We start from the raw sequence: 10,974 nt of genomic DNA on the forward strand, positions 1-10,974 counted from the left end.
GCCCCCCGCCGGGCTACGGTCCGCCGCCCGGGTACGGTCCGCCCCCCGGTTACGGGCCACCGACGGGTCCACCCCCCGGTTACGGCCCACCGCCCGGGTCGCCACCGCCGGGGTACGGTCCGCCGCCCGGTTATGCGACCGCACCCGGCTACGCGGCGCCCCCACCGGGTCCACCGCCCGGTTATGGTCCCCCGCCGGGGTACGGCCCACCCCCGGGGTACGGGCCGCCGCCGGGATATCCCGGCGCGCAACCGGGTGCCGCACTCAAGCCCGGCATCATCCCGTTGCGTCCGCTGACCCTGGGTGACATCTACAACGGTGCCGTCGGCTACATCCGCGAGCACCCCAAGGCCACCCTGGGGCTGACGGCCGCCGTCGTCATCATCACCCAGTTGCTCAGCCTCATCCTCCAGTTGGGTCCGCTGTCGGCGATGCTCGAAAGCGAGTCCGGCACACCCGACGAGATGATGCGGCTCACCGCCGGCGCCGGGCTGGCCGGGTTCGCCGCCCAGGCGATCAGCGGACTCGGCGGTCTCGTCCTGGTCGGCATGCTGACCGTGATCATCGGGCGGGCGGTGTTCGGCGCCGACATCACGCTCGGCGAGGCCTGGGAGCGGCTGCGCGGGCGGCTGCTGCCCCTGATCGGGCTGGTCCTGCTGGAGGCCGTCGCCGTCATCGTGGCCGTGTTCGTCCTCATCCTGGTGTTCGGGGCGATCGGCGCGGCGCTCGGGTCGTCGGCCGCGGCGGGACTGCTCGGGGCGGTGATCGGGCTCGGAGCCCTGGTCGGGTTCGTCTACCTCTACGTGGCGTTGGTGTTCGCGCCGGTCGCGATCGTGCTGGAACAACAACCCGTCATCGAGTCCATCAAGCGGTCGTTCGCCCTGGTGCGCAACAGCTTCTGGCGCATCGCCGGGATCCTCGTGCTCACCGGGATCGTGACCGCCGTGGTCGCCTTCGCGATCGGCATCCCGTTCGGCCTGCTGGGTCTGGCGTTCGGCGGCTCGATCGGCTCCACCACGGGCTCGATCGGTTCGGTCATCGTCGCGGCCATCGGCGGTATCGTCGCGCAGGTCGTGGTGCAGCCATTCAGTTGCGGTGTGACGGTGCTGCTCTACACCGACCGGCGCATCCGTGCCGAGGCGTTCGACCTGGTGTTGCAGAGCGGTGCCGCCAGCGGCCAGGTCGCACCGGGGGCCACCGACAACCTGTGGTTGGCCCGCTGACCGTGCCCGGCGTCGACATCGACCGCGACCCCGCGCACACCGAAGCGCAGCACGAGCTGGCCAAACCGATCTACGCGTCGGAGCGGGGCCACTCCGTCACCGACTGGCTCAACCAGGCCGTCGACCGGCTGCTGGCCAGGACCGCGGAAATACCGGGTGCCGGCTTCACCGTCGCCGTGGTCGCGGTGCTGCTGGTCGTGGCGGTGCTGATCGCGATCCGGGTGGCGCGCCGGACGATGCGGTCGGGTCGCACCGACCACGCCTTGTTCGAGGCCGGCGGGTACAGCGCCGCCGAATGCCGGGCCGCGGCGGAGAAGGCCGCCGCCGAGGGTGACTGGTCACTGGCGATCCGGCAGCGGTTGCGCGCGCTGGCGCGCGGGCTGGAGGAGACCGGAACGCTCAATCCGCTGCCCGGGCGCACCGCCAACGAACTGGCCCGGGATGCCGGGGCGGCGCTGCCGGGCGCCGCCGACGAGCTGGGCCGTGCCGCCACCGTCTTCAACGACGTGACCTACGGGGAGCGGCCGGGCACCGAAGCCGGCTACCGGCAGATCACCGAACTCGACAACCGGCTGCGGGTGCAGCCGCCGTCCCGCCCGGTGCCGGCCGGCGCCGGACCAGCGTCCCGGTGAGCGCCCCCACCCGGCGGCGCTCCGCCGGGACCTGGCTGTGGGCCGCATCGGCGCTGCTGGTCATCACGCTCATCGCGATACTCAGCTACACCCTGTTGCAGCCCCGGCAGGGCGGCCGAATGGATCCGCAGTCCACCTACCCCAGCGGCGCGCACGCGCTGATCGCGTTGTTGCGCGACCACGGGGTCCAGGTCTCGGTGGCCACCACGGTCGACGACGTCGTCCACGCGGCCCGGCCCGACTCGCTGGTGGTGATCGCCGAGACCCGACGGATCCTCGACCCCGACCTGTTGACCCGGCTGGCCGAGCTGCCCGGTGACCGGCTTCTGGTCGAACCCACTCCCCGCGCGCTGAGCGCACTGGCACCTGCGCTGAGCCGCCGATGGGACGGCGCCCGGGACCGCCCGGGTTGCGCACTGACCGAGGCCAACCGGGCCGGCACCGTCGACCTGGGTGACACCGCCATGACCTACCGGGCCAACGAGGCCGCCGAGGACACCCCCGACGAGCTGGTCAGCTGCTACGGCGGCGCGGTGGTGCGGTACCGCGACGGTGCGCACACCGTCACCGTGGCAGGCAGCGCCGAGTTCATGCTCAACGGTCACCTGCTCGACGAGGGCAACGCGGCGCTGGCGATGAACCTGGCCGGGGCCCGATCCCACGTGGTCTGGTTCGCCCCGCAGCACGCGCAGACGCAGGCCGACGGCGGCACCGCCGAGCGGACGCTCGGTGACCTGATCCCGCCCAACGTCACCTGGGTGGTGCTGCAACTCTGCGTCGTGGTGGCAGTACTCGCGGTGTGGCAGGGCCGCCGGCTCGGCCCGCTGGTCGCGGAGGCGATGCCGGTGGTGGTGCGGGCGTCGGAAACCGTCGAGGGCCGCGCCCGGCTCTACCGCGCCCGCCGCGCCCGCGACCGCGCCGCCGAGGCGTTGCGCACCGGGGCCCGGCAGCGGCTGCTGCCCCGGCTGGGGCTCTCGGCCACCGCCGCGCCGCAGGTCGTCGTGGCCGCCGTGGCGCAACGCACTTCCGTTCCGGCGGACACGCTGGGCCGGTTACTGTTCGGGTCAGTGCCGGGCACCGACGCCGAACTACTCGACCTCGCCCGTGCCCTCGACGACATCGAAAGACAGGTCACCCACCTATGACACACGCCCACCCCGACCAGACCGATGCGGCCCGCAGCGCCCTGCTGGCCCTGCGTGGCGAGATCGGCAAAGCCGTCGTCGGCCAGGACGCGGTGGTCAGCGGGCTGCTCGTGGCGCTGCTCTGCCGCGGGCACATCCTGCTCGAAGGCGTCCCCGGCACCGCCAAGACGTTGCTGGTGCGCAGCCTGGCCGCCGCGTTGCACCTGGAGTTCAAACGGGTGCAGTTCACCCCGGACCTGATGCCCGGCGACGTCACCGGTTCGCTGGTCTACGACACCCGCACCGCCGCCTTCACCTTCCGGCCCGGGCCGGTGTTCACCAACCTGCTGCTCGCCGACGAGATCAACCGCACCCCGCCCAAGACGCAGGCCGCACTGCTCGAGGCGATGGAGGAGCGTCAGGTCAGCGTCGACGGGGAGCCGCGGGCCCTGCCGGACCCGTTCATCGTCGCCGCCACCCAGAACCCCATCGAGTACGAGGGCACCTACCAGCTGCCCGAGGCGCAGTTGGACCGGTTCCTGCTCAAGCTCACCGTCGAGTTGCCGCAGCGCGACACCGAGATCGCGATCCTCGACCGGCACGCCCGCGGTTTCGACCCCCGCGACCTCTCGGCGATCAAGCCGGTCGCCGGCGCCCACGATCTGGCCGCCGGCCGCGACGCCGTGCGCCGCGTCCTGGCCGGCCAGGAGGTGCTGGCCTACATCGTCGACATCGTCGCCGCCACCCGCCGCTCCCCCGCCCTGCAGCTGGGCGTCTCACCGCGCGGCGCCACCGCCCTGTTGGGCAGCGCCCGGGCGTGGGCCTGGCTGTCCGGCCGCAGCTACGTCACCCCCGACGACGTCAAGGCGATGGCCCGCACCACGCTGCGGCACCGCATCGGGCTGCGCCCGGAGGCCGAACTCGAAGGCGCCTCCGCCGACGGCGTGCTCGACGGCATCCTCGCCGCGGTCCCGGTGCCGCGGTAGTGGTTTTCACCGGACGCGCCGGACTGGTCGCGTTGCTGTGTGTGCTGCCGATCGCGGTCGCACCGTGGCCGGCCACCGCGTTCCTGGTGCTCGGTGCCGCCCTGGTGGCCGCTCTCGCCGTCGACCTGGTGCTGGCCGCCAGCCCGCGGGCATTGCGCGCGGTGCGCAGCGGGCCGTCCTCCGCCCGGCTCGGCCAGCCGGTGGAGACCACCCTGACCGTCGAGCACACCGGCCGGCGCCGCTTCCGCGGCCTGGTCCGGGACGCCTGGCCGCCCAGCGCGCGCGCCGAACCGCGCAGCCACCCCCTCACCCTGGCCGCCGGGCATGCGCACCGGCTGACCACCCGGTTGCGGCCGGTGCGCCGCGGCGACCAGGAGGCGGCCACGGTCACCGTCCGTTCGATGGGCCCGCTCGGGCTGGCCGGGCGGCAACGCTCCACCCCGGTGCCCGGCACCGTGCGGATCCTGCCGCCCTTCCTCTCCCGCAAGCACCTGCCCTCCCGCCTGGCCCGGCTGCGCGAGCTCGACGGGCTCATCCCGATCCTGGTGCGCGGGCAGGGCACCGAATTCGACTCGCTGCGCGAATACGTGGTCGGCGACGACGTCCGGTCCATCGACTGGCGGGCCACCGCACGGCGCTCCGATGTCGTGGTGCGCACCTGGCGCCCGGAACGCGACCGCCGGATCCTCATCGTGCTCGACACCGGGCGTACCGCCGCGGGCCGCGTCGGCGTGGACCCCACCGCGGCCGATCCCGGCGGCTGGCCCCGGCTGGACTGGTCGATGGATGCGGCGCTGCTGCTGGCCGCGCTCGCGGCCCGCGCCGGGGACCGGGTCGACTTCCTGGCCCACGACCGGACGGTGCGGGCCGGGGTGTTCGGCGCCTCCCGCAACGAACTGCTGGCCCAGCTCGTCGAGGCGATGGCCCCGCTGCAGCCCGAGCTCGTCGAATCCGATGCGGCGGCGATGGTGTCGGCGGTGATCCGGCGGTCGCGGCACCGCTCGCTGGTGGTGCTGCTGACCGACCTCAACCCCTCCGCACTCGATGAGGGGCTGGTGCCGGTGCTGTCCCAGCTCACCGCGCGCCACCAGGTGATCCTGGCGGCGGTCGCCGATCCGCGGGTGGCCCGGCTGGCGGCCGGTCGGACGGACGCGGCCGCGGTCTACGACGCCGCGGCCGCCGAACGCTCCCGGATCGGGCGGCGCGAGATCGCGGCGCGGTTACAGCGGGCCGGAGTGGAGGTCGTCGACGCCGTCCCCGACGAGATCGCGCCCGCACTGGCCGACCGGTATCTGGCGATGAAGGCCACCGGTCGGCTGTAGGCGCCCGCCGGTCAACCGGTCGGCACCACATCGGGGGCATCGACGATGTCGCCGCTCTCCCCGGCCCGGGCGGCGCGGCGCCCGAAGTAGACGATGTAGGCCAGGAACGCGACCTCGGCCAGCACCCCGATCCCGATCCGCGCCCAGGTGGGCAGCCCGGAGGGCGTCACGAACGCTTCAAGGATCCCGGACACCGCCAGCACCGCCACCAGGCCGCCGGCGACGGCCACCACCGCGCGGCCCTGCTCGGCCAGCACCTGCCCACGCGGCCGGTCACCGGGCGCGATCACCATCCAGCCCAGCCGCATCCCGACCGCCGCCGCCAGGAACACCGCGGTCAGTTCCAGCAGCCCGTGCGGGGTGAGCAGGCCGAGCAACAGGCCGCCTTTGCCCGCGGAGAACATGAACCCGGCGATGACACCGACATTGGCCGCGTTCTGGAACAGCACCCACGGGATCGGGAGGCCCAGCAGCACCGCGAACGCGATGCACTGGGCGGCGACCCAGGAGTTGTTCAGCCACACCTGGGCGGCGAACGCGCTTGCGGCGTGTTCGCTGTAGTAGGCGGCGACGTCGTGGTCGACGAGTTGCTTGATCTGCTCGGGGGTGGCGATGGCCGCCTGCACGTCGGGGTTGCCGGCCACCCAGACCGCGATGAGGGCGGTGACGGTCAAAAACGCGGCCGCCGTCGCCAGCCACCACACTCCCGCCCGGTAGGCGACCACCGGGAAGCGCACGGTCCAGAACCGGGCGAACTCCCGGCCCAGCGGCGCGTGCGCGCCGGTGACGGCCGACCGGGCGCGGGCCACCAGGGCCGACAGCCGCGCGGTGGTGGCGGTGTCCCGCGACGCCGACCGCAAGGTGGACAACTGGGTGGAGACCCGCTGGTAGAGATCCACCAGTTCGTCGACCTCGGCGCCGGTGAGGCTGCGCCGCCGCCGGACCAGGGTGTCGAGGCGGTCCCAGGTCGGCCGGTGGGTCAGCACGAAGGCGTCAACGTCCACCCGCCACACGATAGCGGCGCGTTGCCGTGCCGGGGGGCGACGCGCGACGAGTAGCGTTTGCGTCATGGCGCAGGTGGTGACCGGGGACGCTGTCGTCCTGGATGTGCAGGTGGCGCAGTTGCCGGTCCGGGCGGTCGCGGCCCTGATCGACATCACGGTGATCATCGCGCTGACCATCGCCGGGGCCGTGCTGGTGACCTTGACGCTCCAGCAACTCGACCCCGCCTGGTCGATGTCGTTACGGATCCTGTTCGTGGTGCTGGTGCCGGTCGCCTATCCGCTGATCTTCGAGGTGTCCACCCGTGGCCGGACGCTGGGCAAGATGGCGATGGGGCTGCGGGTCGTCGCCGACGACGGCGGCCCGGAACGCATCAGCCAGGCCACCTTTCGGGCGCTGACCTCGGTGGTGGAGATCTGGCTGCTGATCGGCAGCCCGGCGGTGATCTGCAGCATGTTCTCCCCGCACGGTAAACGCCTCGGCGACATCTTCGCCGGCACCCGGGTGATCAGCGAACGCGCCCCGCGGCTGGCGCCGCCGCCGATGATGCCGCCGGGGCTGGCCTGGTGGGCGTCGTCGCTGCAACTCTCCGGGCTTCGACCCGAGCAGGCCGAGACGGCCCGCCAGTTCCTGGCCCGCGCCCCGTCACTCGACCCGGCGCGCCGCAGCGAGATCGCCTACCTGATCGCCACCGACGTGGTGGCCGTGATCGCCCCGACGCCCCCGCCCGGGGTCCCGCCCGAGCCGGTGCTGGCCGCGGTGCTCGCCGAACGCCACCGCCGGGAACTCGCCCGGATGCAGAACCGCGTCGAGGCGGGGGGCGGGCCGGGCGGTGCGCCGCCGCCGACGGCGCCGTGGAGCGCTCCGGTCGCCGCCGGCGGCCCGGGTGGCACGGCCGGTGATACCGCAAGCACCGGGGGTTCGGCAGGTCTGATCCCGCCAAACTGACATACCACCTTGCACTCCGATAGCTCGCGATATATCGTTACATATCGAATACCGCCGGTGGATCGGAGCAATCTCATGACCATTCCCTTCGGCCCCTTTGGTGGGCCTCAACACGGCTTCTTCGGTGCACCCCACCCGTTCGCCGGTGCGGCGCGCACAGTCCGCGACGAATTCCGCGACCATCTCCGCCGCCAGGCGGGCGGCCCGGGCGGCGCGTCCTTCGGTTTCGGGGCGGGCTTCCCGCCCGGCTTCGGTCCCGGGTTCGGCCCCGGCTTCGGTCACGGCGAAAACCCGTGGCGCGGCAGGCGGGGACACCGCGGCCGGCGCGGCGATGTCCGCGCGGCGATCCTGGTGCTGCTCACCGAACGGCCGATGCACGGCTACGAGATGATCCAGCAGATCGCCGAGCGCAGCCACGGCATCTGGCGGCCCAGCGCCGGATCGGTCTACCCCACGCTGCAGTTGCTCGCCGACGAGGACCTCATCGTGGCCGGCGCCAGTGACGGCAGCAAGAAGCTCTTCGAGTTGACCGACAGCGGGCGGGCGGCTGCCGAGAAGATCGAGACCCCGCCGTGGGAGGAGATCGCCGGCGGGATCGGCGCCGAGCAGGCCGTGTTGCGTGATGCCGCGGGTCAGTTGCTGGGCGCGGTCGCCCAGGCGGCCCGCGCGGGCAACGCCGACCAGCAGCAGCGCATCGCGGAGATCGTCAACGCCGCCCGCCGGGACGTCTACGCCGTTCTCGGCGAAACGGAGTAAGCCATACCCGGCGAGACGTGCGCCGCGGTCAGGACAGGTCCACCCAGTCCAGGGTGCGCTCCACCGCCTTGCGCCACCCCGCGTAACCGGTGGCGCGCTGCTCGGCGGACCACTGCGGCTGCCAGCGCTTGTCCTCACGCCAGTGCTCCCGCAGTTCGGCCGGACCGGACCAGAAGCCGACGGCCAGGCCGGCCGCATAAGCGGCGCCCAGCGCGGTGGTCTCCGACACGACGGGCTTGACCACCTCCACCCCGAGCACGTCGGCCTGGATCTGCATGCACAGGTCGTTGGCGGTGATCCCACCGTCGACCTTGAGCACCGCCAGGTGCACCCCGGAGTCGGCGGCCATCGCGTCGACCACGTCGCGGCTCTGGTAGCAGATCGCCTCCAGGGTGGCGCGGGCCAAATGGGCGTTGGTGTTGAACCGCGACAACCCGACGATCGCACCGCGGGCGTCGGCCCGCCAGTAGGGCGCGAACAACCCGGAGAAGGCGGGCACGAAGTACACCCCGCCGTTGTCGGCGACCTCCCGGGCCAGCGCCTCACTCTGCGCGGCCCCGCTGATGATGCCCAGTTGGTCGCGGAGCCACTGCACCGCCGAGCCGGTCACCGCGATGGAGCCCTCCAGCGCGTACACCGGATCGGCGTCGTCGAACCGGTAGCAGACCGTGGTCAGCAGCCCGTTGTCCGAGCGGACGATCTTCTCGCCGGTGTTGAGCAGTAGGAAGTTGCCGGTGCCGTAGGTGTTCTTCGCTTCGCCCGCCGCCAGGCAGACCTGCCCGACCATTGCGGCCTGCTGGTCGCCCAGGATCCCGGTCACCGGGATCGACCCGCCGACCGGTCCGCTGTCCTGGGTCACGCCGTGCGGCTCCGAGGACGATGACGAGGCGATCCGCGGCAGCATCGCCCGCGGGATGCCGAAGAAGGACAGCAGCTCGTCGTCCCAGTCCAGGGTCTGCAGGTCCATCAGCATCGTGCGGCTGGCGTTGGTGACATCGGTGACGTGCACCCCGCCGCGCGGGCCGCCGGTGAGATTCCACAGCACCCAGGTGTCGACGGTGCCGAACAGCGCTTCGCCGCGTTCGGCGTCGGCGCGGACCCCGCTGACGTTCTCCAGGATCCACTGCAGCTTGCCGCCGGAGAAGTAGGTGGCCGGCGGCAGCCCGGACCGGTGCCGGATCACCTCGCCGCGCCCGTCGCGCTGCAACCCGGCGGCGATCCGGTCGGTTCGGGTGTCCTGCCAGACGATCGCGTTGTGGTACGGCCGCCCGGTGCGCCGGTTCCACACCACGGTGGTCTCCCGCTGGTTGGTGATGCCCAGCGCGGCCAGGTCGGCGGCCTGTAACCCGGTGGCGTTGAGCGCCGAGACCAGGGTCGCCGCGGTGCGTTCCCAGATCTCGAACGGGTTGTGCTCCACCCAGCCGGCCCGCGGCAGGATCTGCTCGTGCTCGAGCTGGTGCCGGCCCACCTCGGTGCCGGTGTGGTCGAAGATCATGCACCGGGTACTCGTGGTGCCCTGATCGATGGCGGCGATGAACTCACCGGGATTGGCCACTGCTGCTCCTCGGGTCGTGTGGTTCATGATGGCGTATCCGGACCGCCGAACCGGTGACATCCCGGGTGTGCCGCGCGGCGGCTAGCTGGCGCCGCTGGGCTTGCGGATCTCCAGGACCGCGTAGACCCCGTCTGCCGCGAGGGTCATCGTCACCTGCTCCGGTGGGATCCCGGCGTCGTGCAGGATTTCCCGCAGTTCTGCGATGGACCGGGGGAAGATCCGGGGCCAGCCGATCCCCCGCTGATTGAACGCGAGCCGCGGGTGGGTGTCGAGCATGTTCGCCGCGACCACCGCACCGCCGGGCTTGAGCAACCGAAACGCGTTGCGCAGGAACACCGATGCCGACTTGAGCTCGCCGAACTCGGCGGGTATGTACTCGAAGATGCCGAGCATGTCGACCAGATCCTGGCTGGCCTCCCCCACCTCGTCGACCAGCCGGTCGCTGACGATCATCTCCCGGATCAGGTGCCGCTGCAGTAACCGGGTGTCGACCTCACCGCCGACTCCGGCGGCGGCGCCCAGTTCGGCGGCATGGGCCAGCGCACCGGCGTCGAGGTCGACCAGGGTCAGTTCCACCTGCCGGCACCGGCGCCCGGCGAGTGCCTGGAAGACCGGGATCGCGGCGCCGCACGCCAGGCTGGTCCACCGGGTCGCGGTGGTGGGACTCAGGTACCGGCCGGCGATAGCGGACATGATCGCGGCCCGGGACCGGATCGCTATCGCGTCGGGGGCGTACAGGAAGATGTCGCGGGTGGCGCGGTCGATCGGCGCGCCGTTGGGCAGCCGCGGTTCCTCCGGGCGATACAGCGGGGTCAGCGCCATCGCGGAGGGCACCAGATCGGTCCGCCAGGCCCGCAGCGCGGGCCGATCGCGGTACAGCGCGGCGGCAACCGGGTTGTTCGGCCGCAGCACCTGGTCGCCGGCGCGCTCGCCGACGTCCGGTGCGGGTAAGTCCGGGCGGGACCGCAGCGCCCGGTCGATGGCGGTGATCTCCCGCTGGGTGGCGCTGCGGTCGGCCCGGTGTCGGGGGGCGTCGCTGAGGTCGGGCACGGACACGTATTCGACGGTGAGCCCGTCGGACACCTCCACCGCCCGGCAGGTGATGGCGGGCGAGGCGGAGACCGCGGGGCGGGCGGGAGTGGGTCGAACCGTGGTGGTTTTCATGACGAGGGTCCTTTGCCGTGGTTGCGGTCCGGGGTGGACCGCGCTCATCGGTAGGAGCGTCAACCGGGCTCGAAGCGGACACTTTTTCTCAACCGCAGACCGGATGGCGTCGACGGGTCGGTGTCGCGGCGGTCGGCGATCAGCGGATCGGCTGGGGGGCGGGCTGCGGGGGCGCCAGGATCGCCGGCGGGTCGGCATCGGAAACGACCGGCGGACCGGCCGGCGGTGCCGCGGGAGGTGCGACCGGGGGCGCGACGGGGGG

General features: G+C 72.7%; 10 protein-coding genes. 7 read left to right on the forward strand and 3 right to left on the reverse strand.

The annotated features are described in order from the left end of the window. From AWC30_RS17020 to AWC30_RS17040, 5 genes are all read left to right on the forward strand, one after another. The coding region (locus AWC30_RS17020) for a DUF7847 domain-containing protein (RefSeq protein WP_085111437.1) at positions 1–1,223 on the forward strand (1,223 nt) is incomplete at its 5' end. A gap of 2 nt (positions 1,224–1,225) precedes the next feature. After that, entirely contained in the window at positions 1,226–1,855 is a 630-nt protein-coding gene (locus AWC30_RS17025) for a DUF4129 domain-containing protein (protein WP_085111438.1), read from the forward strand. Next, entirely contained in the window at positions 1,852–3,000 is a 1,149-nt protein-coding gene (locus AWC30_RS17030; protein WP_085111430.1) for a DUF4350 domain-containing protein, read from the forward strand. Before AWC30_RS17025 ends, AWC30_RS17030 begins: the two co-directional genes overlap by 4 nt. Then, the gene (locus tag AWC30_RS17035; protein WP_085111431.1) at positions 2,997–3,965 is read left to right on the forward strand and encodes an AAA family ATPase; all 969 of its coding nucleotides are present in this window, start codon (positions 2,997–2,999) and stop codon (positions 3,963–3,965) included. Before AWC30_RS17030 ends, AWC30_RS17035 begins: the two co-directional genes overlap by 4 nt. After that, positions 3,965–5,287, forward strand: a complete 1,323-nt coding sequence (locus AWC30_RS17040; RefSeq protein ID WP_085111432.1) for a DUF58 domain-containing protein — start codon at positions 3,965–3,967, stop codon at positions 5,285–5,287. Before AWC30_RS17035 ends, AWC30_RS17040 begins: the two co-directional genes overlap by 1 nt. A gap of 11 nt (positions 5,288–5,298) precedes the next feature. On the opposite strand, the gene AWC30_RS17045 is transcribed toward AWC30_RS17040, so the two are convergent. Further along, entirely contained in the window at positions 5,299–6,291 is a 993-nt protein-coding gene (locus AWC30_RS17045; RefSeq protein WP_085111439.1) for a stage II sporulation protein M, read from the reverse strand. 64 nt (positions 6,292–6,355) lie between these two features. Between AWC30_RS17045 and AWC30_RS17050 the strand changes: the two genes are divergently transcribed. Both AWC30_RS17050 and AWC30_RS17055 read left to right on the forward strand, forming a co-directional pair. After that, positions 6,356–7,237: an RDD family protein gene (locus AWC30_RS17050; protein ID WP_085111433.1), complete on the forward strand. Its 882-nt coding sequence runs from the start codon at positions 6,356–6,358 to the stop codon at positions 7,235–7,237. Positions 7,238–7,312: 75 nt separating this feature from the next. Beyond that, on the forward strand, positions 7,313–7,993 hold the full coding sequence (locus AWC30_RS17055) for a PadR family transcriptional regulator (protein ID WP_085111434.1): 681 nt from the start codon (positions 7,313–7,315) through the stop codon (positions 7,991–7,993). Positions 7,994–8,021: 28 nt separating this feature from the next. Here AWC30_RS17055 and glpK read toward each other — a convergent pair whose 3' ends face one another. Both glpK and AWC30_RS17065 read right to left on the reverse strand, forming a co-directional pair. Next, positions 8,022–9,548: a glycerol kinase GlpK gene (gene glpK, locus AWC30_RS17060; protein WP_085111435.1), complete on the reverse strand. Its 1,527-nt coding sequence runs from the start codon at positions 9,546–9,548 to the stop codon at positions 8,022–8,024. An 81-nt stretch (positions 9,549–9,629) separates the two neighbouring features. Further along, positions 9,630–10,712: a hypothetical protein gene (locus AWC30_RS17065; RefSeq protein ID WP_085111436.1), complete on the reverse strand. Its 1,083-nt coding sequence runs from the start codon at positions 10,710–10,712 to the stop codon at positions 9,630–9,632. Positions 10,713–10,974 lie beyond the last annotated feature (262 nt).

Source organism: Mycolicibacillus trivialis, from assembly GCF_002102395.1.
GTDB lineage: Bacteria > Actinomycetota > Actinomycetes > Mycobacteriales > Mycobacteriaceae > Mycobacterium > Mycobacterium triviale.

What these genes read in the sequence shown, in the direction of transcription:
- AWC30_RS17065 (WP_085111436.1), bottom strand. Translation starts at nt 10,712, where the DNA reads ATGAAAACCACCACGGTTCGACCCACTCCCGCCCGCCCCGCGGTCTCC.
- AWC30_RS17050 (WP_085111433.1), top strand. Translation starts at nt 6,356, where the DNA reads ATGGCGCAGGTGGTGACCGGGGACGCTGTCGTCCTGGATGTGCAGGTG.
- AWC30_RS17035 (WP_085111431.1), top strand. Translation starts at nt 2,997, where the DNA reads ATGACACACGCCCACCCCGACCAGACCGATGCGGCCCGCAGCGCCCTG.
- AWC30_RS17055 (WP_085111434.1), top strand. Translation starts at nt 7,313, where the DNA reads ATGACCATTCCCTTCGGCCCCTTTGGTGGGCCTCAACACGGCTTCTTC.